This window comes from Secundilactobacillus silagei JCM 19001 (assembly GCF_002217945.1).
Lineage (GTDB): Bacteria > Bacillota > Bacilli > Lactobacillales > Lactobacillaceae > Secundilactobacillus > Secundilactobacillus silagei.
Window position 1 is genome coordinate 36,638 of the sequence record NZ_BCMG01000004.1, and the last position, 24,354, is coordinate 60,991.

Genomic DNA, 24,354 nt, shown 5'->3' on the forward strand with positions numbered 1-24,354 from the left:
ACGCTGACGATATGACTACAAGCACACAGCTTAAATGACGCAGCTCTCACACTGATTAGCACCGATTTCGCCTTCATCGTCCGTAAATGTCCGGACATAGTAAATCGACTTAAGACCCTTTTTGTGGGCGTAATTGCGCAAAATACTCAAATCACGGGTGGTCATCTTGTTAGTCCGGCCGTTCTTCCACTCATACAGACCTTCTGGAATCGTTGAACGCATAAAGAGGGTCATGCTCATCCCTTGATCAACGTGTTGCTGGGCAGCAGCGTAGACGTCGATCACTTTTCGCATATCCGTATCATAGGCGGATTTGTAGTAAGGTAACGTTTCGTTTGAAAGATAAGGCGCTGGGTAGTAAATATTACCGATTTTCTTTTCCTGCCGTTCTTCGATCCGGTTAATGATGGGGTGCAGACTGGCAGTGGTGTCATTGATGTATGAAATTGAGCCGTTGGGGGCAACTGCCAAACGGTTTTGGTGATACAGCCCATCCTTCATGACCGCTTGTTTGAGGCTTTCCCAGTCTTCAGCAGTCGGGATGAAGATGTCCTTGAATAGTGATTTTACTTTATTAGATTGAGGTATGAATTCGCCGTTTTGGTTGGTGTATTTATCGAAATAACTGCCATCAGCGTAAGCACTCTTCTCAAAGTTATAAAAGGTAGTGTGGCGTTCCTTAGCGATTTGATTAGAAGCAACTAAGGTCCAGTAGTTCAGTAACATAAAGTAAATGTTGGTAAATTCGATGGTGTCGGGATCGCCGTACATCATTTTATTTTTAGCGAAGAAACTGTGCAGGCCCATGCCGCCAAGGCCAATCGTGTGGCCCAGTTTATTGCCGTTTTGAATCGATGGGACAACGTCAATATCGGAATGATCAGTGATGAAGGTTAATGCCCGCACCATGGTCTCCACTGAGTGGCCAAAATCGGGACTTTGCATTAGATTGACAATGTTGGTCGAGCCCAAGTTGCAGGAAATATCGCGGCCCATTTGAACGTAGGTCTGGGTGTTATCAACGGTTGAGGGTGTTTGAACCTGTAAAATTTCGGAACAGAGGTTACTCATCACGATGCGACCATCAATGGGGTTGTCCCGGTTAGCGGTATCAATGTTAATGATGTAAGGGTAGCCGGATTCCTGCTGCAACTTACCGATTTCAGTTTCCAGTTCCCGGGCAGGCAGCTGCTTTTTGCGGATCGAATCATTGGCCACCATGTTGTCATATTCTTTAGTGATATCAACGTAACTAAACGGAACGCCGTATTCGCGTTCAACATCGTAGGGGCTAAACAGGTACATGTTCTGATTGTCGCGGCAGAGCTCATAGAATTTATCCGGTACAGTAATGCCTAATGACAAGGTCTTGAGCCGAATCTTTTCGTCCGCGTTTTCCTTTTTAGCTGATAGAAACGCAATGATGTCTGGGTGGAAGACACTGAGGTAGACCACCCCAGCCCCTTGCCGCTGACCCAACTGGTTGGAGTAGGAAAAACTGTCTTCCAGTAATTTCATGACGGGGACCACACCACTGGCCGCACCTTCAATGTTTTTGATGGGGTCGCCGGCACCACGCAGGTTGGATAAGTTGATGCCAACACCGCCGCCAATTCTTGAGAGTTGCAGTGCGGAGTTGATCGTCCGGCCAATGGTATTCATATCATCAGTGGTTTGAATCAAGAAACACGATACCAGTTCCCCACGCTGCTTGCGACCGGCGTTTAGAAAACTCGGCGTTGCTGGCTGGTAACGCTGGTGAATCATTTCGTCTGCGAGGTCCATGGCGAGGTGTTCGTCACCGTCAGCAAAGTACAGGGCGTTCATGGCAACCCGGTCGATGTAGTTTTCCAGATAATAGTCGTTGTCGTTGGTCCGCAGAGCATACTGCGCGTAAAATTTATAGGCAGCCATAAAGGTCTTAAAATGAAAGTTCTGAGATTTAAGATAAGCGTATAATGATTGAATAAACTCAAATTGGTATTTATGATAGAAATCAGTCTCGATGTAATCATTTGCCAATAGGTAATCGAAGCGGTCCTTTAGCGAGGCAAATTTTTTGGTGTTCGGTTCAACGTTTTGGGTCAAAAACGCCTGCAATGCTTCTTGATCCTTATTTAGCGGGATCTGACCGTTGACCGGAATATTGATTTCGTTGTTGAGGTCGTAATAGGTGACGTCTTTAAGGTCTTTTAAGCTCATTTTAACCAGCTCACTCTTTTCTATTGGGATGAAATTCTGTAGAATAAAAAGGCGGCGTTTTCTGGTATCCAGAATACGCCACCCTATGCCTGCGTATGTTAAATGGCCAGTTTTTGCAATTGATCTGGTCGAAAACCGCTAAATTGCGTATCAGCAGTTTCAATAACGGGCAGGGACTGAAACCCCTGACCCTTGAGATAATCAACGTACTGCGGATCTTCATTAATGTTGTGTTCAATAAAGTCGACGTGATGTTCCGTTAAGAATCGTTTAGTCATTTTGCATTGCATGCAGTTGTTTTTTGAATATACCGTTACTTTTGCCATATCAGTCACACTCCTATGTAATCTTGGTAATCTCGATAAATAGAGTTTACACTAGTCAGCCAAAAATTCAACTATCAGACCCCTATATTTTGTGTCTAGCTAAAACAATGAACACTAAATATGGGGCAGTAGCAGTCATTCTAATTACTTTTAGTCAGTAAAAAATATTTTCGATAACGATGTCCAGTAGTTAAAGGGGAAATGCAATCATAACAGTTGATGAACAATATATGCAAGAAGCCTTGTTAGAGGCCCACAAGTCTGCCTTGATCGGCGAGGTTCCAATTGGTGCGGTGATCGTTCACGACGGCCGAATTGTTGGCCGGGGTCATAATCTGCGTGAGCACAGCCAACTAGCCGATGACCACGCCGAAATGATGGCCATTAGTGAAGCCAACCAGTGTCTGCATAGCTGGCGGTTAGTCGACTGCACGCTGTACGTCACACTCGAGCCATGTATCATGTGCAGCGGGGCGATCATTAATTCACGCATTGACCGGGTGGTGTTTGGCGCCCGTGATCCCAAGGCCGGTGCAGTAGCGTCACTATATAGTTTATTAAATGACGCCCGGCTGAACCATCAGGTGGCCGTGACAGAAGGCGTGCTGGCAGCGCAGTCTGGGGCGGTTTTAAAAGCGTTTTTTAAAGCGGCTCGCAAGCGCAATAAGCGCCAAAAAAAGCAGCGCGCCAATAAACCGTTAGGATAATGCGATTATGACTAGCATTCACATTTTAAATATGGTAAAGTAGAAGTTGCCGCAAGGCCTTGGGGCAAGGGTGACCTTACGAATCGTGTCAGGTCCGGAAGGAAGCAGCACTAAGTATGTGTGACTTTGTGCTCCAAGTTTATATGACCTTAATGAGGGCGGGACAAAACGTTGAGTTTTGTTACCGTCCTCTTCTTATACAATTTTTAACGATCTGAATGTATAGTATTTAACCAATAAACACTATATAATGTTTATCAGTGAGTTTTACGAGTTAACCCAAAAGAATCGAGGGAAATAGTCATGAGTTACCAAGCCTTATACCGGGTGTGGCGGCCACAGCGATTTGACGAAGTGATCGGCCAAAAACTGATCACCCAGACTTTGAAAAACGCCGTTAAAACTAAACAAATTAGTCACGCCTACCTGTTTGCAGGGCCACGGGGAACGGGGAAAACCTCGATGGCAAAGATTTTTGCCAAGGCGGTGAACTGTCCCAATCAAAAAGATGGTGAGCCTTGTAATGAGTGTGATACCTGCAAGGCAATTACCAAGGGCACGTTAAATGACGTGATCGAGATCGATGCTGCCTCTAATAACGGGGTAGAAGAGATCCGCGATATTCGTGATAAAGTGAAGTACGCCCCAACTGAGGCGGAATATAAAGTTTACATCATTGATGAAGTTCATATGCTGTCCACCGGGGCCTTTAATGCGTTGTTAAAAACCTTGGAAGAACCACCGGCAAACGTGATTTTCATTCTGGCCACGACCGAACCGCATAAAATTCCGGCCACGATCATTTCGCGGACCCAGCGGTTTGATTTTAAACAGATTCAAGCTAAAGACAGTCTGTCAAGAATGGCTTATATTCTAAAGGAAAAGCACCTGCAATACGACGATGAAGCGCTGAAAGTGATTGCGAAGGCTTCTGAAGGCGGTATGCGGGATGCTTTGAGTATCCTAGATCAGGTCATCTCATTTGGCGATGACACGGTTACACTGGATAATGCGCTCTTAGTCACTGGGGCGGTTCGCAAGCAACTGCTGGTAACGTATCTGACTCAGGTGACGCAGCAGGAGACGCAAAAAGCCCTGATGACGGTCCAAGAGATCTTAGACGATGGGAAAGACCCAGAGCGGTTTACGGAAGATCTCGTTAACCTGACCCGTGATCTGCTGCTCTATCAACAGTCACCAGAACTGGTGACCCAGATTGAAATGGACCAGGTCGATTCGGATTTCAAACAGTTGGCAACGGCCATTAAACCGCAGCAGCTATACGATATTATTGATGATTTAAACGATATCCAACAGCAAATGCGTTTTACGACCCATGAAGATGTTTACCTAGAAGTCCTGACGGTGCGCTTGGCGGGACGTCAGGATCAGCCCAGTCAAACCGCTGCGACCGGTCAAGTTGATAATGCGGTGGTCGAGCGCTTGGAGAATGAAATCAGCAGTCTGAAAAAGACGGTGGCTGACTTGCAAAAGGCACCGGCAGTTGCAGCAGCCAGTCAGCGTCCGGCCGTTCCGAAACCAACAGCTAAGCCGAAGCGGACCCAAGTTAACTTGAGTCTGGTCTATCCAATTCTTGGAGCAGCTACCCGCAAAGATCTGTCAGCGCTGCAGGAAGTTTGGTCCGACTTAATGAACATTTTGTCGATTCCACAACGGTCGATCATGGGGGTCTCTAAGCCGGTGGCTGCCAGTCCGGACGGTGCAATTATCGCGTTTGACTACGCCTTTTTGCAGCAGCGGGCAAACGCTGATCAAGAATTGAATGATGCGCTGGAAAATGGGTTGGACCGACTGACCCACAAGGTGCCAAAGCTGGTCTTCGTGCCCACTGATCAATGGCCGCAAATTCGTAAAACCTATTTGCAGCAGCATCAGGTGACCGCACAAAGTGATCAGGGAACTGACGACACAGCTCAGACTGATGATCAGTCTGAAGATGAACCTGCACCAGCCACGACTGAGCCGGTGGTGGATAAAGCCAAAGAACTGTTTGGCGATGATGTTATTGATGTTAAAGCAGATTAACCATAATAATACAGAGGATGGTAAAGAACTATGATGCGTGGAAATAGAAACATGGGCAACATGATGAAACAAATGAAAAAGATGGAAAAGAAGTTGGCTGAGGAACAAAAAGTCATGGAAGCGAAGTCTTATACTGGGGTTTCTCCCGACGAGATGGTTAAGGCGACCTTCACGGGAAAACGGGAAATGACGGATTTAACAATTGACCCGAAGGCAATCGATCCCGATGATCCCGATATGCTGAGTGATTTAATTTTAGCGGCTGTTAACTCGGCTTTGAAACAAATCGATGATGAAGGTAAACAGACTTTAGGTAAATACACGAACAACATTCCAGGAATGTAGTCGACGTAAGGAGTGAATGGCAGCAATGCAATATCCAGAACCAATTGCACAACTAATTGATAGTTATATGAAGCTGCCAGGAATCGGACAAAAGACGGCCACGCGGTTGGCATTTTTTACCATCGATATGGACAGTGACGACGTGACTCGATTCGCGAAATCACTGATTTCGGCTAAGCGCGACCTGCATTTTTGTTCGATCTGCGGTAATATAACTGAAAATGATCCCTGCGATATTTGCCAAGATAAGACCCGTGATCAGAGTCAGATCTTAGTGGTTGAACAGGCTAAAGACATCATGACGATGGAAAAGATGAAGGAGTACCACGGGCTATACCACGTGTTAAACGGCGTCTTGTCGCCAATTGAAGGCAAGGGCCCAGAGGACTTGAACATGGCTAGCCTGCTTAAACGGCTGCAGACAAACAAGTCCGTTAAGGAAGTTATCGTGGCGACTAACGCCACGCCAGAAGGTGAAGCAACGGCGATGTATCTGTCGCGGCTGATCAAACCGGCTGGTATTAAAGTGACCCGGCTAGCCCATGGCTTATCAGTTGGCTCAGATATCGAGTACGCTGATGAGATGACGCTCTATAAAGCGGTGGAAGGCCGAACCGAAATGTAAGTAAGGAAGTGACAACTTGTTTGGTGCGGGAAAGCAGCACATTAGACAAAGATTTGATGATCAGTTATTAACGACGATCGAACGCGCTAAAGAAGAGTGGGATCAGGCCAAGCAGACCGAATTTGCCATTGCGGATGTCGATGAAGAAATTACGGCACAAACGGCATTGGCGAGACAAAAGTACCTCTTTTTATACCGCGAAGCCCGTTTGCGTCATGTGAAGGGACACCATATTCAGCCGTCCGTTTTTGACCATTAAATAAAGGCCGTGATTTTACCGATGATAGTCAGGTAAATATCACGGCCTTTTTGACTGGTTTTACTAAAGTCTGAGGCTTGCTAAGCGCTTGATTCCCTATCTCTAATCAAGTACAATTGCTAGTGTCGTATCATTTCGAACGGTGATGGTTTTAAGCGTTATTGCGGACGCTGTCACCGTAATTTATTGTAAGCGAGGTAACCAATGTGGCAGGATTATTTATTACGTTTGAAGGGCCAGATGGCGCTGGGAAAACCACGGTTCTAAGCGCGATTGCCGAACAGTTTAAGACGGCAAAACGCACGGACATTCTGGTTACCCGTGAACCAGGTGGTAATCAGATTTCGGAAGCCATTCGCAACCTGATTTTGGATCCCAAAAACACGCAAATGGATGTGCGCACGGAAGCGTTGCTCTACGCGGCTTCTCGGCGACAGCTGATTCAAGAAACCATTCGGCCCGCGTTGGCAGCCAATAAGGTCGTTTTATGTGACCGGTTCGTTGACAGTTCAGTGGCGTATCAAGGTGCTGGCAGACAGATCGGTGAAGACGCCGTTTTTCAGATGAACCAATTTGCTACTGAAGGATTGACACCGGATCTCACGGTTTACGTGGATGTGCCGTCTGAAGTTGGTCTGGCACGGATCAAAGCGCACCGGGCAAACGTTGACCGGCTCGATGCCGAAACACTTAGCTTTCATAAACGGGTTCGCGCTGCGTATCTGCGATTAGCTAAGCAGTTTCCCGACCGCATCGTAACTGTGGACGCAACTCAGCCAGTGGCAACCGTGATCGAGCAGACAATGACGTTAATTACCAATGCGATGAAACAGCGTTAACTGACAGAGAGGGAGGTTCTGGATATGAAGCTAGTGATTGCAATCGTGCAGGACAAAGATGCCAACCGCCTGCGCAGCGAATTTGTGAAGGCTGGTATTGGGGCAACGCGGCTATCAACTACCGGTGGGTTCTTGAAGTCTGGTAACACGACTTATATGATTGGTATCGACGATCAGCGGGTTCAAGAAGTTCTTGATCTGATCCATAAGACGTCGCGAACCCGGCAGCAGTTCATGACACCCCCAGTCAATATCGATGCCCAAATGGACAGTACGTCCGGTTATCCGGTTGAAGTTCAGGTGGGTGGAGCGACAGTTTTCGTCCTACCGATCGAACAATTTCATCAATTTTAATGGAGGCAGCTGTGGCAGAACAAAACTTAATTGAACAAGCCGAAGCCAAGCAGCCGCACTTAATGCAGCATTTTATTCACCTGGTGACCACTAATCGGCTCAGCCATGCCTACCTGTTTTCGGGTCTGCCAGGCTGCGGCAAACGGGCGGTAGCCCAGGTTGTTGCTATGCGGTTATTTTGTGAGCAACCAAACGCGGATGGGATGCCTTGCGGCCATTGCGCGGAATGCGGCCGAATTTTGGCTGGTGATAATCCCGACGTCGTCATCGTGGAACCCGATGGTCAGCGCATTAAGATCGATCAGGTTCGGTATATTAAAGACGAGTTTGCTAAAAGTCCGGTGGAGGGCTCAACGAAGGTCTTCATCATTGAAGGTGCCGAAACGCTAACGACTAACGCGGCTAATGGGCTGTTAAAATTCATTGAAGAACCCGTCGCTAACCGGGTCATTTTTTTATTGACCACCAATAAGAGTATGATGTTATCGACGATCTTATCGCGAACGCAGATTGTGGAATTTCCACCACTGTCAGCCGATGCCTTTGCTGATAGTTTGCGTCAGCAGCACATTTCTGAAAATCAGATTCCGCTACTGGTTGGGTTGACCAATAGCCTTGATGAAGCGGAACAATTAGTCGCCGATGATTGGCTGGCTCATTGCCAGCACGAACTGAGCCGCTGGTTTACCCAGTTGGCGAAACACGATGAGATGGCCTTTGTGACCGTTCAGACGGGGCTAATGCCATTGGCTCATGACCGGGATCATCAAGCGGTGATCTTAGACGTCATCGTGTTGTTATGGCAAAATACGTTGCAGGCTAAGTATCTGTCGGACAAGAGCCAATCTGATTTTCCGGAACTCCAGACGACGATGGCGGAGCTGGCACGATTATTGACCAGACAGCAGTTGCTGGTGATCTTAACGGCGGTGCTGAACACTAAAAAGGCACTGGCGGGTAATATGAATATTCAAAGTATTTTAGAAACCTTAACGTTGCAGATCTTAGCTGACATGAAGCAGAAAGCTTAGGGCTTGCGGATGTTTTCTTAACGGAACATCCATTACATAATGAATAATTAAAGAGGGTGCAATCTTGGCAAAGCGGGATGTTTATGAGGAGCTGAAAGATTTACAGGCCGAAATGATGGAAATGATCTCGAAATTTGAACACGTTCAAGACGAAGTCACCAAGACGTTGGAACAAAATGCGGAACTGAAAATTGAAAATCAGCATTTGCGTGAAGTGATGCGTGCTGATCACAATGAAGCCATCAACAGCGGTAACGCTGAACCGCAGCTGTCAAAGTCACGGCAAAATCTCGAAAAATTATACGAAGAAGGGTTTCACGTCTGCAACTTTGAATATGGTAAACGACGCGAAGACGATGAGCCCTGTGCTTTTTGTTTAGATGTGATCTATGGTGAACGTTAATAAGGAGGATCCAGTTTGCAATCTCAATTAAGCTTTTCAAAACAAAATCAAACCGGCACGCTTTATTTAGTGCCAACACCGATTGGTAATTTGGGCGATATGACTTTCCGCAGCGTCGACGTTTTAAAACAAGTTGACCTGATTGCAGCTGAAGACACGCGTAACACCCAAAAATTACTCAATCACTTTCACATTGAAACACCGCAAATTAGTTTTCATGAACATAACACCCAAGAACGTATCCCACAGCTCGTGGCCAAGCTGTTGGCAGGCAAGAATCTGGCCCAGGCCAGTGATGCCGGTATGCCATCAATCAGCGACCCAGGTCATGAACTGGTGGTTGCCTGTATTGAAGAAAATATTCCGGTAGTTCCGCTACCGGGGGCCAACGCCGGGTTAACAGCGCTGATTGCTTCTGGGCTTGACCCGCAGCCGTTTTACTTTTACGGCTTTTTGGACCGGAAGCCCAAACTTCAAGTAGCAGAACTGGAAGCACTTAAAAATCGGCCGGAAAGCCAGATTTTCTATGAAGCACCGCACCGGTTAGCTAAAACACTGCAGCATTTAGTTGACGTGTACGGCGAAAAGCGTGAGGCTGCACTATGTCGTGAGCTCACTAAAAAGCACGAACAGTTTTTGCGCGGTCCTTTAAGCGAACTACTGGAATGGGCGCAGCAATCAGATCAGGTTCGCGGCGAATTTGTCGTGATCGTTAGCGGCAATCCCAATGGCGAACAAGAAACGGCTGCGAAGCCGGATTATAGTAACCTCAGTATTGAAGCCCACGTGGATCAGCTGATCAACACCGGGTTAAGACCCAATGATGCAATCAAGCAGGTCGCACATTTACGGCAATTAAAAAAGCAGGAAGTTTATCAGATCTATCATCATCTTGATCAGAATTAAAAAAATAGGAGAGAACCGAATGGGTGCAAATATCTTTTCAGAAAAACATCAGATTACCTTTTATGAAACGGATGTCACCAATACCGTGACACCGGCGATGCTGGTCAACATGATCATTTTGGCATCGGAAGACCAAACGGATGCTTTGGGCGTTGGTGCGGAGTCGGTGGCTAAATTGGGGATTGGCTGGGTCGTTACGCAGTACAAGATGGACATTACCCGACTGCCCAAGGTGGGGGAGACCGTTAAGCTATCGACTCAGGCGACCTGCTATAACCGTTACTTTGCGTTTCGGGAATTTTGGGTCCATGACAGTGCTGGTAAGGAATGCGTTCACGTTGAAAGCATCTGGGTCACGATGAACCATGAAACACGTAAGCTCGTGACGATTCCAGAAGCGGTCATTGCACCGTTTAATTCAGAAGAAGTCAAAATGATTCCCCGGATATCGCGGCCGAAACGGCTGACGGATTCAGATCAGTTAATGACTAAAAAATATCAGGTACGTTACTTTGATATTGACGGTAACGGTCACGTGAATAACGCACACTACTTTGACTGGCTGTTAGATGCGCTGCCCATGAGTTTTTTGACCCGGCATAATCTAACCGGAATCAATATTCGGTTTGAAAATGAGGTTCAGTATCACCACATGGTGACCAGTGAAGCGACTTTAATGACCGATGTACCGGAAACCATTATGACTAAACACCGAATTGTGATGGAAAACGGCGAAGTCGCTACCGAAGCAGAATTTCACTGGGAACCGATTACTAATCATACTGATCAGGCGTAGGTGGCAGACAATTAGGCTTAGGTGTATGATAATGGCTGAAGAATGAGAAAAAGAGGTATTGAAGCGATATGAAAGTACTGGCGCTAGACACGTCTAATCAAACGTTAAGCGTAGCGGTAATGTCAGATGACCAGGTTTTAGCAACCACGACCGTGACTACCACGAGAAAACACGGGGCGCATCTGCTGCCGATTATTAAAGAATCGATGCAAATAGCGAAGTTAAAACCAGCCGATCTGGACCGGGTGGTCGTTGCCGATGGTCCGGGGTCGTATACCGGTTTAAGGATTGGGGTCACCACGGCTAAAACGCTGGCTGATACGTTAAGCATCGAACTCGTTGGGGTATCGAGCTTAGGCGCGATTGCGGCGAACATCATGGCTGAAAATCAACTGGTAGCGGTCATGTTTGATGGCCGTAATGACAACGTTTTTGCGGGTGTGTATCGGATTCAAAACGGGATGCCGGTTTCCGTCATCGAAGATCAGCACATTCCCTTTGAAAAATTATTACCGCAAATTAAAGCGTTAGCTGAACCGGTGGTTGTTCTAGGAGATCTAGACGCGTTTAAAGAACGGTTGAAAACGGCGCTTGAAGCCAATTTGATTCAATATCCAATTGAGCTGAGCTTACCGAGTGCTGTGCAATTAGGCCGACTGGGTCAACGGCAGGCACCCGTTAGTGATGTCACTAGCTTTGTTCCCCGCTACTTACGTCTGACTAAGGCGGAAGCCGATTGGCAAAAGCAACACCCAAAAGAGGATAGTAGTCATTATGTTGAAAAAGTTTAAAAATTGGTATCGGCAACTCTTTCAGATTCAGGATACCAAGTTTCAAGATGTTTTAGATATTAAAAATCACGAGGTTCATATTCAGAACGTCGCGTATTTTTTAGCCAAAGCACAATTTACGGATATTCCCGAGATGCTGGGGATCGAACGCGCGGTTTACGGTGGCAAAACGCCGTGGGACTCCGCGGCCTTTGCTAGTGAACTGCGTCATGGTACTGATCGATTATACTTGGTGCTGCGACGGCATGACCGACTGCTCGCTTTTATCGGCTGTACGTTTGATGATGCCAAAGGGGACGCCCATATTACCAATATTGCGGTGGTACCGGACTATCAAAACCGCGGTCTTGGGCATTTTTTGATTGCGGTGATGATTAAAAAAGCCCGCCACTTAGAGCTGAAGCAGGTTTCACTAGAAGTTCGGCTGAGTAACGTACGGGCACAAGCCTTATATCAGGACTTGGGCTTTGAAAAAGCGGGGATCAAAAAAGGGTACTACTTTGGTGACCATGAAGATGCCGTTGACATGGTGATCACGATTGGTGATCCCGAGGATGCAGAGGCTTAAAGTGTAACTGATCACTGAATCAAAGTTAGTGCATGAAGGAGGAACATTGAACGTGGAACGAAACTTAATCTTGGCCTTTGAGTCAAGTTGTGATGAAACCAGTGTGGCGGTGATTGAAAATGGCGAGAAGATTCTTTCCAACATCGTTGCCACCCAAATTAAAAGTCATCAGCGGTTTGGTGGGGTCGTCCCTGAAGTCGCTAGTCGGCACCATATTGAACAGATTACCGACTGCATCGATCTGGCAATGTCGGAAGCTGCAGTCAGCTATGAGGACCTATCAGCAGTAGCAGTGACCTATGGACCAGGGTTAGTTGGGGCGTTGCTGATTGGGGTGACGGCAGCTAAGACGGTGGCTTATGCCCACGATTTACCCTTAATTCCGGTAAACCATATGGCCGGCCATATTTACGCCGCCCGTTACGTGAAGCCAATTGAATTTCCAGCACTAGCCCTGTTAGTTTCAGGGGGCCATACGGAACTGGTCTACTTAGCGGGTCCAGGCCAGTTTGAAATTATCGGTGAAACTCGTGATGACGCGGCTGGTGAAGCCTATGATAAGATCGGTCGGGTACTGGGAATCAACTATCCGGCTGGCCCAGAAGTTGACCGGCTGGCGCATCTAGGTCAAGACACCTTTCACTTTCCACGGGCGATGGATGATTCAAAGTCCTTTGATTTCAGCTTTAGTGGCTTAAAGAGTGCGTTTATTAACACGGTCCACCACGCGGATCAAATTGGTGAGACCTTAAAGCGAGAAGACTTAGCTGCCAGCTTTCAGCAGGCCGTTGTGGACGTGTTAGCAGATAAAACCATGCGGGCACTGGATGCTTATCCGGTAAAACAGTTGATCTTAGCCGGTGGGGTTGCTGCTAATCACGGGTTGCGGGAACGGTTAGATTCAGAACTCACCGCTTTTTCAGACGTTGAGTTTCTTAAAGCACCCCTGAAGCTTTGCGGTGATAATGCCGCCATGATTGGGGCCGCGGCCTATGTCAGCTACCAGCTGAAACAGTTTGGCGACATGAGCTTAAATGCTGATCCGAGTCTGGAATTTGACTGGATCGCCTCATAATTTTAATCATGATGATACAAAACTAAAAGACAGATTGCCAATATCGGCAATCTGTCTTTTAGTCTTTATAAGTGGCGTCAGTTGAGAAAACTCGGTATTTTAGTGCCGAGATGAATCAACGTCTTGGACGGCCACCATTGTATTGGTCTAATTGTGAATCAATATATTGTGCAACAACTTCTTTGGAAACATTACCCAGCGTACTCATAAAGAAGCTTGGCGACCAGAGATGGCCGCCCCAAAGCAATTGCTTGGTTTGAGGAAACTGAATAAACCACTGTTTAGCTGAACCACCCTTAAATGCCTTAACAATTGAAGATGGTGCGCATTTAGGTGGGAAGCTAATTATCATGTGAACGTGATCTGGCATTACCTCCATATTGATTATTTCAACGGCGTTTCTTTTGGCGATCTCTTTTAAAATAGCTTTCATGGCATTGGCTCGTTCTTCAGTTGTAAAGATTGGTTTGCGATACTTAGTTACCCAAACTAGATTAAAATTAAAATCATACATATTCGTTCGTTCATGCTTAATCATACGATTGCCTCACTTCAATGTTATAATAGGAATATACGTTTAATAAATTATATCATACGTATTATAATTAATCATGAAAAGAGGTGAACCATAATGACTTACAAAGGTATCAAATTACGCATATATCCCAATCAAGAGCAACAACTCAAGATTAAACTGAATTTTGGGTATAACCACTTTGTTTGGAATCAAATGCTCAATATGATGATTAAAAGATATCAGAATAATCCGGATGCCAAGTTCTTAAATGCTTTTGCGTTGAATAATCTATTGCCAGCTCTCAAAACTGAACATGACTGGTTAAAAGATGCTGAAAGCACTAGCTTACAGGCAACCAACCATGATCTAGTAGAAGCCTACAAAAAGTTCTTTAAGTTGCATAAGGGGTTTCCTAAGTTTAAATCTCGCAAGTACCCTAAACAGAGCTACCAGTCAAAGATGGGGATCAAGCTAGTAGACGACCATCATTTAAAACTACCTAAATTGGGCGTAATGTATTTCAAGTCTGGTAGACAACCAGTTGGTAAGATTAAAAGCGTGACTATCCGGCTTTCAGCTACCGGCAAATTCTATGCCATTGTTTTAGTGGATACTGATATTAAGCCCTTAGCTAAAAGCAACAGGGTCATAGGTATTGATATGGGCGTTAAAGATTTGATGATCACCAGTGAGGGGGTTAAGTACCCCACTATTCGCTTTGACAAAAAGCTCAGCAAAAAGAAACATTATTGGGAGAAGCGATTAGCTAGACGTAGACTACAAGCCCAAAAAGAAATCGCTTGGGACAAGCACAATAAAGTGATCGAACCACGAGAATTATCAGACTTCAAGAATTACCTGAAAGCTAAAAAGATGGTGGCCCAATATAACGAAAAGATCGCCAATCAACGGAACAACTATCTCCATAACCTCACTAAGTCCTTGGTAGGACAATATGATGTGATTAAAATAGAGGATTTGAAAACCAAAAATCTGCTTAAAAATCACAAACTTGCCAGAGCGATTGCTAATCAAAGCTGGCGGGAACTGCGTCGAATGCTGGAATATAAATGTGTTTGGTATGGAAAACAGTTAGTCACTGTTAATCCTAGAAAGACTTCTCAAATATGTTCAAGTTGTGGCTATGATGACGGTAAGCATACCTTAGATATTAGACAGTGGACTTGTCCTAATTGTGGCGTTAACCACGATCGAGACATCAACGCTGCGGTTAATATCCTACAAGCTACTGCATAGCAAAATGACTAACTGGGCTGGAACAGCCCTTAGTAAATAGCCGTAACCGCTGCACGACATTCAAAGAATGATGTGTAAGTCAGCGGTGTTCCTAGAAGCTCGCTACTTTAGTTGCGAGTAGTTCACTCAGATAAGTCTTCTAAAGTCAGTGACGCATTTTCCCAATTGTTTTCAGTGGTTTCAATTTGGGCAGTGATGGCTTCAAGCTGTTTTTGCAGATCGGCCATTTTAGCCTGATCAGAAAAAACGTCTGGTTTGGTCATCGTGGTTTCAATTTGGCCTTTTTGATTAGTTAGATCAGTCAGCTGCTGCTCTAGCGTGGCAACTTGACGCTTTAACTTACGGGCCTGTTTTTGATGTTCCTTTGACTGCTGGTAGTTTTGCTTCTTTTGGCTGACTGGTTTAACGGCCAGACTGGGATCTTCTGCTTCAGCTTCCGCCTGTTTCTTGGCTGCAACGGCTGCTTGCTCGTCCTTTTTTTCAATGAAGTAATCATAGTCACCAAGGAAAAGTTCTGACCCCTTGGCAGATAACTCAATGACTGAAGTGGCCACTTGATTAATAAAGTAGCGGTCATGAGAAACGAACAGGATCGTCCCGTCAAAATCGTTTAGCGTATTTTCAAGGACCTGCCGGCTATCAATATCCAAATGATTGGTCGGTTCATCCAAGATCAGCAGGTTATCATGTCTAAAGGCGAGTTTAGTTAACAGCAGACGGGCTTTTTCGCCCCCGCTTAAACTGTGTACCAATTTGTCTACGTCTTCACCGGTGAACAAGAAACTGCCCAGAATGGTCCGAATGTCTTTTTCGGGTGTTGTGGGGTGTTCGTCCCAGAGTTCGGCGAGGACGGTCTTATTACTGTGCAAAGAACGTTGCTCTTGATCGTAATAGCCGATGTCCACGCCGGTACCAAAGTCCACACTGCCGCCTAACGCCGGAATTTTACCGAGGATGGTTTTTAACAGGGTCGATTTACCCACACCATTGGGGCCCACGATGGCGATAGATTGATGCTTCTTAAGGTCGATGTTGACTGGCTGAGCCAGTATTTTGGCCGGGTCGTAGCCCACCGCTAGATTCTTCACGGTTAAGACAATATTGCCGCTTTGACGGCGTGGAGTGAAGGCGAAGTGAGCGACTTTATCGTCTGACTCAGGCCGATCGATTCGGTCCATCTTTGCCAGTTGCTTACGTCTGGCCTGTGCCCGTTTAGTGGTCGATGCGCGAACAATGTTACGGTTCACAAAGTCTTCGAGTTGAGAGATCTTATGCTGCTGTTTATCGTATTCCTTCCATTGACGCTGCAACTGGGCCGCCTTTTGAGTGACGTAGGCGGAATAGTTGCCGTGAAAGTGGGTGAGGGTGCCCATGGACATTTCGTAGACTTCTGAGACTAATCGGTCGAGAAAATAACGGTCATGCGAAACGATCAGTAAGGCTCCTTTATAGGATTGGATATAGCCTTCAAGCCAAGTCAGCGTTTCCACGTCCAGGTGGTTAGTCGGTTCATCCAACACCAGCAGATCGCGTTTTTCCAGTAATAATTTAGCCAGTGCCAGCTGGGTCTTTTGGCCCCCAGAAAGCTCGTTGATCGAACGATTATAGTCTGCTTCACCAAATTCAAACCCGTGAAGAACACCGCGGATCTCAGCACGGTAGCCATAACCATTATTATTTTTAAAAGCGGTTTGGCGCTGATCATAGGTTTTTGAAAGCTGTTCAAATTGCTGGGTATTATTAATGACTTCAGGATTACTCATTTGCTCTTCCAAGTGATGTAATTCGTCTTCTTGATCTTGGAGATCCTGGAAGACGCTGGCCATTTCTTCCCAAATTGATTTATTCGAATCCAGACCGGTATCTTGGGCTAAATACCCAATGGTCATGCCTTTTTTATAGATGATCTGTCCGTCATCAGGAGCGTCGATGCCCGTGATCATGCGGATGAGGGTGGACTTGCCGGCACCATTACGGCCAACGAGTGCTACCCGTCCATGTTCAGGGACATCTAAGCTGACATTATCAAAAAGAGTATCCGCACCGAACCGGCGTGTTACTTGCTGGACCTGTAATAACATGTCGTATCAGCACCTTTCTATTGTGAAACTATTTTACCATTAATTCGGCCAATTCTGATAGTGCAGACGGCATGTTGATGAAATTTATTTATTGAAAATTATTTCACAAATCGGCCTGGTATGCTACAATTGACTCGAATGATGGTTTCACAAACTTATTTATTTTATGAAATCGTAATAATTTAGATGATTAAAAAAATCGTTCCTTAAATTGTTTTAATCAAGTAAGTTCACAGGGAGGAAAAGAAATTGGCAGAAACAAAAATTCCAAAAGCCACAGCCAAACGATTACCGATCTATTATCGCTATCTGAACATTTTGCATGATTCCGATAAGAATCGGGTATCGTCAACGGAGCTTTCAGAGGCCGTTAAGGTTGATTCAGCCACGATACGGCGTGACTTTTCATACTTTGGTGCCCTTGGAAAACGGGGTTACGGGTATGATGTTGATAGTTTATTGAAGTTTTTCAAAAAGATCTTAAACCAGGACAAGCTGACTAATGCAGCCTTAATTGGTGTTGGTAATTTAGGGAATGCACTACTGAACTTTAACTTTCATCAAAACAGCAACGTGCGGATCAGTGCGGCTTTTGATGTTCGTCCGGATCTGGCAAATACCGTTCAAAGCGGTGTGCCGATTTATCCGATGGCTGAGTTACGTAAACAGCTAGAGGACCAGCAGATTAAGATCGTGATTTTAACGGTGCCTGAATCAGTGGCACAAAACGTGACGGATGATGCTGTTGCCGGTGGTGTTCAAGGGATCCTTAACTTTACACCGTTACGGATTTCAGTGCCATCTAACGTGCGGGTTCAAAACGTCGATCTGACAAATGAACTGCAGACCTTGATCTACTTCTTGGATCATTATAACGAAGAAGATTAGGTTATCAGTTTAATAGCGACCATGTGGATTAGAAAGTGGTTTATTTGATCGTTTCGAATGAAAACAGCTTGAGTATCAGTTGATTGTGACTGGTATTCAGGCTGTTTTTAGATTTAGGGGTTGTTCCCAAATCGCTAAAACCAACTAAATTATTCTTTTTTGGGTAAATCTCTTGCATTTGGGTGGGAATAATTTTATAGTATTAATTGTGATTAGCACTTGTGTTAGGTGAGTGCTAATAGTGCTAAACTTTATATTTATTGGAGGGATTCAAGTGTTAAAACCATTAGGAGACCGTGTAATTTTACAAGCACAAGAAGAAGAAGAACAAACTGTTGGCGGCATCGTGCTCGCCAGCAACGCTCAGGAAAAGCCACAAACAGGCAAAGTCATTGCTGTAGGTGATGGCCGGGTGCTTGACAATGGTGAAAAGGTTGCGCCAAGTGTTAAAGAAGGCGACACTGTCTTGTTTGATAAATACGCAGGTACTGAAGTTAAATATAACGGTGACTCTTACCTAGTTGTCCACGAAAAGGACCTTGTCGCAATCGTCGACTAGTTCTTAGTTCAACTAGAATAAATTGTTAAACGATATTATTTTATGAGGTGAAGTTAAATTATGGCAAAACAACTTAAGTTTTCTGAAGACGCTCGCTCAGCAATGCTGGCCGGTGTTGATAAATTAGCAGATACAGTTAAAACAACTCTTGGCCCTAAAGGCCGTAACGTGGTTTTGGAACAATCATACGGCAACCCAACCATCACTAATGATGGTGTTACGATTGCTAAGTCAATTGAATTGTCAGACCACTTTGAAAACCTTGGCGCTAAGTTAGTTGCCGAAGTTGCATCAAAGACCAACGACATCGCCGGTGATGGTACCACCACTGCTACGGTATTGACCCAAGCAATTGTTAACGAAGGTATGAAGAACGTGACTGCCGGTGCTAACCCAGTTGGTATCCGTCGCGGGATCGAAAAAGCAACTCACGCAGCTGTTAAGGCTTTACATGAGATGAGCCACAAGGTTGCTACTAAGAGTGATATTGCTCAAATCGCTTCCATTTCTTCTGCTGACAAACAAGTTGGTGATCTGATTGCTGATGCCATGGAAAAGGTTGGTAACGACGGGGTTATTACCATTGAAGAATCCCGTGGTGTTGATACCAGCATGGACGTTGTTGAAGGGATGCAATTCGATCGTGGCTACATGTCACAATACATGGTCACTGATAACGATAAGATGGAAGCAAACCTTGATAACCCATACATCTTGATCACTGACAAGAAGATCGGTAACATTCAAGATATCTTACCATTATTACAATCAGTTGTTGAACAATCACGTTCACTCTTGATCATCGCTGACGACATTACCGGTGAAGCATTACCAACCCTTGTTTTGAACAAGATGCGTGGGACCTTCAACGTTGTCGCTGTTAAGGCTCCTGGCTTTGGCGATCGTCGTAAGGCTCAACTTCAAGATATTGCCGTCTTAACTGGTGGTACTGTGATTACCGACGACTTAGGTTTGAACTTGAAGGACGCTACTTTGGATCAACTTGGCCAAGCAAACAAGGTCAATGTTACTAAGGACGACACCACCATTGTTGAAGGTGCTGGCGCTAAGGATAAGATTCAAGAACGGGTTACTGAAATCAAGACCCAAATCGATGCAACGACTTCTGACTTTGACCGTGATAAGTTAAAGGAACGTTTGGCTAAGATGGCCGGCGGGGTTGCTGTTATCCGTGTCGGTGCTGCTACTGAAACTGAATTGAAAGAACGCAAGTACCGGATCGAAGATGCTTTGAACGCTACCCGTGCCGCTGTTGAAGAAGGCTTTGTTTCTGGCGGTGGTACTGCTCTGGTCAACGTCATCCCTGAAGTTGAAAAGGTTGAAGCTGAAGGCGACGAAGCAACCGGTGTTGATATCGTTCGTCGTGCGCTTGAAGAACCAGTTCGTCAAATCGCTGAAAATGCCGGTGTTGAAGGTTCAGTTATCGTTGAACACATGAAGACATTGAAGGCTGGCGAAGGTTACAACGCTGCTACTAATGACTATACCGACATGGTTGATGCTGGTATCGTTGACCCAACCAAGGTTACCCGTTCAGCACTTCAAAACGCAGCCTCAGTTTCCGCATTACTGTTGACGACTGAAGCCGTAGTTGCTGATGAACCAAAGAAGGATGATGCTGCACCTGCTGCACCTGCTCAACCAGGTATGGGCGGTATGATGTAACATTTCGTTCAAACAATATCTGTTTGAATGTTAAACTAAAAGCACCTGAAATGACTGCTCATTTCAGGTGCTTTTTTGTGATCCATATAGAGGAAAGAATTTTACCTCATGGTGGCTAGAATAAGTGGCAGTTAGGGTCTCACGGTTAACCCGTTCAGATTGTTTCGTCACAGCTTGCTTTACCGTGATAGTTTGTTGTACAATACCAATTGATTTTGTAAACCCATCTGCGGCATTCACTTATTTTGAATATTATTTTTTCGAAAAGAGCTATCAGCTACTGTGGTCTTGTGGTTGATAGCTGTTATTCGTCGATAAAGGAGTAAAGAACATGTGGCGTTATTTGAAACGGTTACTTATTGGTAAACCGTTGAAGACGACGGATGAGGGTGGCCAGGCGTTAACCAAGTTTAAAGCCTTGGCACTGCTCTCTTCTGATGCGTTATCTTCAGTTGCATATGGGACTGAACAAATTACAACCGTTTTAATCACACTTTCAGCAGCAGCCTTAATGTATCAACTTTGGGTAGCTGCGCTAGTGCTGGTTTTACTGTTTGCAATTACGTTGTCATACCAACAAATTATTCACGCCTACCCCTCTGGTGGAGGCGCGTACGTTGTTGCAACGACTAACTGGGGACAATCAGCCGGGTTAGTTGCTGGGGGCTCGCTGTTAGTCGATTATATGCTGACTGTGGCGGTTTCTGTTACTTCTGGTACCGATGCCATTATCTCAGCTGTTCCAGCGCTTAGAGCGCATACAGTTGGCATTTCAATCATTCTGGTGCTGGGTATCATGGCGTTAAACCTGCGTGGGATGCGCGAATCGGCCTCGTTTTTGACTTTACCGGTCTATTTCTTCATTTTCATGATTTTTATCATGATTGGCTGGGGCCTTTTCGGCATTCTCACTGGCCGAGTGGTTTATCACGCGGCTTCGGCGATTGGCGCTCCCGTTCAAGGGATGACGCTGGTTCTGTTCTTCCGGGCGTTTTCTAGTGGTTCATCGTCTCTGACAGGGGTTGAAGCCATTAGTAATGCGGTGCCTAATTTCCACAAGCCTAAGAGTCATAACGCCAGTGCGACACTTGCTATTATGGCATCGATCTTGGCCTTCTTCTTTGGTGGCATTACGTTTCTCAGTTACTACCTTGGCATTCGGCCAATGGCAGACAACACCGTCCTTTCACAAATTGGTCAAGCCATCTTTGGTCACGGGGTGATTTATTACCTCTTGCAATTAGCTACGGCTGCTATCTTGGCAGTGGCTGCTAATACTGGTTTTTCAGCCTTTCCAATTTTGGCTTATAACATGGCGAAGGATAAGTTCTTGCCTCACGCCTATCTGGATCGTGGAGATCGGCTGGGCTATTCCAACGGCATTATTTCCTTAGCGGTTGGTGCAATCTTCTTGATCATCATCTTCCACGGGAAAACCAGTCTGTTGATTCCACTCTATGCAGTTGGGGTCTTCGTACCGTTTACGTTATCGCAATCCGGTATGATTCGCCACTGGTTTAGAGTGCGTGAGGGTAAGTGGGGCCTTAAAGCCATCATTAACTTTGTTGGGGCGTTTATTTCCTTTGCCCTGGTGGTCTTCTTGTTCTGGCTCCATTTTGGCAACGTCTGGCCTTACTTGATCGTGATGCCAGCGCTGATCTACATGTTCTACCGGATTCATTTACACTACATCAACGTCGCCCACCAGTTACGGGTGAGTGAAAATAGTGACGCGGTAAAGCGCCATTACGATGGGGCAACGGTGATCGTTCTGGTCAGTGATGTGACTCAGGTAACTGCGCACGCTATTGATTACGCACGGTCCGTCGGTGATTACGTGATCGCCATGCACGTGTCATTTGATGAAAATCCCCGCAAGGAACATAAAACCGCACAGAAATTCAAAGTTGAATTCCCGGATGTTCGGTTCGTTGATATTCACTCGTCTTACCGGTCAATCATCACACCAACGTTGCGGTTCTGCGATGTGATCGCTAAACGGGCTGCTGAGCGGAACTTTACCACGACGGTATTGGTCCCGCAATTCGTACCACGCCGGCCTTGGCAAAATATTTTGCATAACCAGACCGCTTTGAGACTGCGTTCAGCCTTAAATACGCGGCAAAACATTATTGTGTCAACTTATAGCTACCACTTAAAGAGATAGTTACGTTTAGATTAAAAGCACTTCAATCAGTATTGGTTGAGGTGCTTTTGCTGTGTAAAGGGGGTGAATATTACACCCTTGTGGTATTTAAAATATCAACTGGATATGATTTGATCGAACGGTCGGCTATAATGATATGGAAGTTTTCAGGTGTATTCAGAAAGTTGATAAATAGGGAAACATATGTGGCCAATTGGTGAGCTTTAACTATGGTGCTGTTATGTAAGACGAGGAGCGTTGACATTCCAATGCAAAGCCTTATGAGACTGTTTACGGACTTCAATGTGTTATTTAGATAGTAAGACGTCAATGGAAGCTGCTTGGGTGCTTGGTTTTGACCAGATTGAAAATTGCATCAAGGACAAAATTATGGTACTAAGTTTTCTTACCAGATAGACATAGTGTGTATCAAAGATAAATCCGACACTATTGCATAGGGTTAATTTATTAGGCCTATCCTGATGGCAATCAAAAAAGTCGTCAAAAATTAATCTTGGCGGCTTCTTATCTGTAGTTTGTAGTTGAGAAATTTGTTTCAATCAATTTAATTTAGAATAAGCCCATCATGTGCGCAAATGGCGGTACGACAATGTCGACGACGATTGAGATGACAACGACGGCGATAGAAGCCATGGCACCTTGGATGGAACCGAGTTGAACGGCTTTAGCTGAACCCACCGTATGGCCGGCAGTTCCTAAACCTAAACCAGCACCAACTGGATCGCTGTTTAACCTGAAGATCTTGATCAGGAAATCAGCTAAGGCGTAAATCAAGACGGCGTTGATGATACATGCCATCGCGGTAACGGCCGGAATACCACCAACGGCACCAGAAATCGGCATCGCAATCGCAGTCGTGGCAGCTTGTGACAGCATTGAAGCAATCATGGTATTGTCAAGACCGAGGAGCTTTGAAACGTAGTAGATGATAAATAATGAAATAATCATCCCAACGATCAGTGACAAAATAATTTCTAACCAGAACTTCTTTACCACGTCATTCCGGCGGTACAGCGGAATGGCAAAGGCAATCGTAGCAGGGTTTAAGAACCAGAAGATGATGTCACCGCCTGGCTTATAAGCGGATTGATAGAAGGTTGGCAGTGAAACGCCGAACCATTTAGCCATGAGCCAAAGAATAAAAATACCTAAAACCATACCAACAAATAATGGCTGGAATAAGAAGAATCCCTTTGAAATTTTAAATAAATATTTACCGATAAGGAAGACAGCCAGCGACAGGAAAATACCAAAGAACGCCATTCCACCAACTTTCGGATCTAATGCATTACCGAAAAAATTCACCCAGGTCATTTAACTCAATCCTTTCTATAGTTGGGAGAGTTACTGAATTACTGGATATCGGTCGTCTTGTGGAAGACTTTTCGACTGATAGCCATAAATCCAGCGGTGGTATATGCGATTACAACTAGCAGGATAACAGTTGCTAAGATAATAGTCACAATCAGCATAACACCCGTCAAAGCGCCGTCATCTGTAAAGACATTCAATGAATTGGCCATTTGAATACCAGATGGGACAAACAAGAAAGCAATCAAGCTAATTAGAAAATCAGCCATTTTCTCAACTTGGTATAACTTAATAATGTGTGATGCTAATAGCACATACATTAAAATCAGACCAATAACTGGAGTTGGAACAGGAAATGACTTAGGGAATAATGGTGAAATGAGTGAGGAAACAAATAACACGCCTGCAAATATGCCCATTTGCTGTAAGATCGGTGCTGGTTCATGCTCAGTTGCAGCGGTCTTAGTAGCTTCTTGATTACTTGCCATAATCAAACACCCCTTTCAAAAGCAAAGTTCAAACCCGAAGAGATTCACAAACTAGTAAAGCGTTTTCACTTCACAACAACAGTATAGTTACTGCTAAAACAAAACGCAAGGTAATAGCCATTGTGTA

The 24,354-nt window shown here is 45.2% G+C and carries 25 protein-coding genes and 1 other RNA gene; 20 read left to right on the plus strand and 6 right to left on the minus strand.

The genetic code is table 11. The features are described from left to right. Positions 1 to 30 precede the first annotated feature (30 nt). Positions 31 to 2,202, minus strand: a complete 2,172-nt coding sequence (nrdE, locus tag CES79_RS04560) for a class 1b ribonucleoside-diphosphate reductase subunit alpha (RefSeq protein ID WP_089136455.1) — start codon at positions 2,200 to 2,202, stop codon at positions 31 to 33. Positions 2,203 to 2,300: 98 nt separating this feature from the next. Next, positions 2,301 to 2,528 carry a glutaredoxin-like protein NrdH gene (nrdH, locus tag CES79_RS04565; protein WP_089136456.1) on the minus strand — a complete coding sequence of 76 codons (228 nt, stop codon included), beginning with the start codon at positions 2,526 to 2,528 and terminating at the stop codon, positions 2,301 to 2,303. Positions 2,529 to 2,734: 206 nt separating this feature from the next. Here nrdH and tadA point away from each other — a divergent pair, with 206 nt between their 5' ends. The 15 genes from tadA (at position 2,735) to tsaD (ending at position 13,273) form a co-directional block, all read left to right on the plus strand. Further along, positions 2,735 to 3,235 carry a tRNA adenosine(34) deaminase TadA gene (tadA, locus tag CES79_RS04570; protein WP_225362321.1) on the plus strand — a complete coding sequence of 167 codons (501 nt, stop codon included), beginning with the start codon at positions 2,735 to 2,737 and terminating at the stop codon, positions 3,233 to 3,235. A gap of 56 nt (positions 3,236 to 3,291) precedes the next feature. After that, positions 3,292 to 3,378: signal recognition particle sRNA small type (gene ffs / locus CES79_RS04575), an RNA gene on the plus strand. Between the two features lie 160 nt (positions 3,379 to 3,538). Beyond that, a complete protein-coding gene (dnaX, locus tag CES79_RS04580) occupies positions 3,539 to 5,281 on the plus strand; it encodes a DNA polymerase III subunit gamma/tau (protein ID WP_054654177.1) in 1,743 nt (580 codons plus the stop codon). A gap of 30 nt (positions 5,282 to 5,311) precedes the next feature. After that, complete coding sequence (locus CES79_RS04585; protein ID WP_054654176.1) at positions 5,312 to 5,626, plus strand: YbaB/EbfC family nucleoid-associated protein; 315 nt, start codon at positions 5,312 to 5,314, stop codon at positions 5,624 to 5,626. Positions 5,627 to 5,651: 25 nt separating this feature from the next. Beyond that, positions 5,652 to 6,251, plus strand: a complete 600-nt coding sequence (gene recR / locus CES79_RS04590) for a recombination mediator RecR (RefSeq protein WP_089136458.1) — start codon at positions 5,652 to 5,654, stop codon at positions 6,249 to 6,251. 16 nt (positions 6,252 to 6,267) lie between these two features. Further along, a complete protein-coding gene (locus CES79_RS04595) occupies positions 6,268 to 6,510 on the plus strand; it encodes a YaaL family protein (RefSeq protein WP_054654175.1) in 243 nt (80 codons plus the stop codon). Between the two features lie 206 nt (positions 6,511 to 6,716). Then, entirely contained in the window at positions 6,717 to 7,349 is a 633-nt protein-coding gene (tmk, locus tag CES79_RS04600; RefSeq protein WP_054654174.1) for a dTMP kinase, read from the plus strand. 24 nt (positions 7,350 to 7,373) lie between these two features. Beyond that, entirely contained in the window at positions 7,374 to 7,703 is a 330-nt protein-coding gene (gene darA, locus CES79_RS04605; protein ID WP_054654173.1) for a cyclic di-AMP receptor DarA, read from the plus strand. An 11-nt stretch (positions 7,704 to 7,714) separates the two neighbouring features. Continuing rightward, a complete protein-coding gene (gene holB / locus CES79_RS04610; RefSeq protein ID WP_089136459.1) occupies positions 7,715 to 8,734 on the plus strand; it encodes a DNA polymerase III subunit delta' in 1,020 nt (339 codons plus the stop codon). A gap of 64 nt (positions 8,735 to 8,798) precedes the next feature. Further along, a complete protein-coding gene (locus tag CES79_RS04615) occupies positions 8,799 to 9,137 on the plus strand; it encodes a DNA replication initiation control protein YabA (RefSeq protein WP_054654172.1) in 339 nt (112 codons plus the stop codon). A 15-nt stretch (positions 9,138 to 9,152) separates the two neighbouring features. Continuing rightward, complete coding sequence (rsmI, locus tag CES79_RS04620) at positions 9,153 to 10,043, plus strand: 16S rRNA (cytidine(1402)-2'-O)-methyltransferase (RefSeq protein ID WP_089136460.1); 891 nt, start codon at positions 9,153 to 9,155, stop codon at positions 10,041 to 10,043. A 19-nt stretch (positions 10,044 to 10,062) separates the two neighbouring features. Then, positions 10,063 to 10,839 (plus strand): acyl-[acyl-carrier-protein] thioesterase, encoded by a 777-nt coding sequence (locus tag CES79_RS04625; RefSeq protein WP_089136461.1) that lies wholly within the window; start codon positions 10,063 to 10,065, stop codon positions 10,837 to 10,839. A 68-nt stretch (positions 10,840 to 10,907) separates the two neighbouring features. Further along, a complete protein-coding gene (gene tsaB / locus CES79_RS04630; RefSeq protein ID WP_089136462.1) occupies positions 10,908 to 11,630 on the plus strand; it encodes a tRNA (adenosine(37)-N6)-threonylcarbamoyltransferase complex dimerization subunit type 1 TsaB in 723 nt (240 codons plus the stop codon). After that, a complete protein-coding gene (gene rimI, locus CES79_RS04635; RefSeq protein WP_089136463.1) occupies positions 11,614 to 12,198 on the plus strand; it encodes a ribosomal protein S18-alanine N-acetyltransferase in 585 nt (194 codons plus the stop codon). Before tsaB ends, rimI begins: the two co-directional genes overlap by 17 nt. A 46-nt stretch (positions 12,199 to 12,244) precedes the next feature. Beyond that, positions 12,245 to 13,273 carry a tRNA (adenosine(37)-N6)-threonylcarbamoyltransferase complex transferase subunit TsaD gene (gene tsaD / locus CES79_RS04640; RefSeq protein ID WP_089136464.1) on the plus strand — a complete coding sequence of 343 codons (1,029 nt, stop codon included), beginning with the start codon at positions 12,245 to 12,247 and terminating at the stop codon, positions 13,271 to 13,273. Positions 13,274 to 13,388: 115 nt separating this feature from the next. Here tsaD and tnpA read toward each other — a convergent pair whose 3' ends face one another. Further along, complete coding sequence (gene tnpA / locus CES79_RS04645) at positions 13,389 to 13,811, minus strand: IS200/IS605 family transposase (RefSeq protein ID WP_054654170.1); 423 nt, start codon at positions 13,809 to 13,811, stop codon at positions 13,389 to 13,391. A gap of 93 nt (positions 13,812 to 13,904) precedes the next feature. Between tnpA and CES79_RS04650 the strand changes: the two genes are divergently transcribed. Further along, positions 13,905 to 15,047, plus strand: a complete 1,143-nt coding sequence (locus CES79_RS04650) for an RNA-guided endonuclease TnpB family protein (RefSeq protein WP_089136465.1) — start codon at positions 13,905 to 13,907, stop codon at positions 15,045 to 15,047. Between the two features lie 122 nt (positions 15,048 to 15,169). Here CES79_RS04650 and CES79_RS04655 read toward each other — a convergent pair whose 3' ends face one another. Further along, on the minus strand, positions 15,170 to 17,128 hold the full coding sequence (locus CES79_RS04655; RefSeq protein WP_089136466.1) for an ABC-F family ATP-binding cassette domain-containing protein: 1,959 nt from the start codon (positions 17,126 to 17,128) through the stop codon (positions 15,170 to 15,172). 249 nt (positions 17,129 to 17,377) lie between these two features. On the opposite strand from CES79_RS04655, the gene CES79_RS04660 reads away from it, so the two are divergent. From CES79_RS04660 to kimA, 4 genes are all read left to right on the plus strand, one after another. Further along, positions 17,378 to 18,016 (plus strand): redox-sensing transcriptional repressor Rex, encoded by a 639-nt coding sequence (locus tag CES79_RS04660; protein ID WP_054654169.1) that lies wholly within the window; start codon positions 17,378 to 17,380, stop codon positions 18,014 to 18,016. A 274-nt stretch (positions 18,017 to 18,290) separates the two neighbouring features. Further along, complete coding sequence (groES, locus tag CES79_RS04665) at positions 18,291 to 18,575, plus strand: co-chaperone GroES (protein WP_054654168.1); 285 nt, start codon at positions 18,291 to 18,293, stop codon at positions 18,573 to 18,575. A gap of 60 nt (positions 18,576 to 18,635) precedes the next feature. Further along, positions 18,636 to 20,261, plus strand: coding sequence for a chaperonin GroEL (gene groL / locus CES79_RS04670; RefSeq protein ID WP_054654167.1), 1,626 nt, complete (start codon positions 18,636 to 18,638; stop codon positions 20,259 to 20,261). A 331-nt stretch (positions 20,262 to 20,592) separates the two neighbouring features. Then, complete coding sequence (gene kimA, locus CES79_RS04675; protein ID WP_054654166.1) at positions 20,593 to 22,428, plus strand: potassium transporter KimA; 1,836 nt, start codon at positions 20,593 to 20,595, stop codon at positions 22,426 to 22,428. 549 nt (positions 22,429 to 22,977) lie between these two features. Here the strand turns inward: kimA and lrgB are convergent. Continuing rightward, complete coding sequence (gene lrgB, locus CES79_RS04680; protein ID WP_089136467.1) at positions 22,978 to 23,742, minus strand: antiholin-like protein LrgB; 765 nt, start codon at positions 23,740 to 23,742, stop codon at positions 22,978 to 22,980. Between the two features lie 38 nt (positions 23,743 to 23,780). Beyond that, complete coding sequence (locus CES79_RS04685) at positions 23,781 to 24,227, minus strand: CidA/LrgA family protein (RefSeq protein WP_054654165.1); 447 nt, start codon at positions 24,225 to 24,227, stop codon at positions 23,781 to 23,783. Between the last annotated feature and the right edge of the window lie 127 nt (positions 24,228 to 24,354).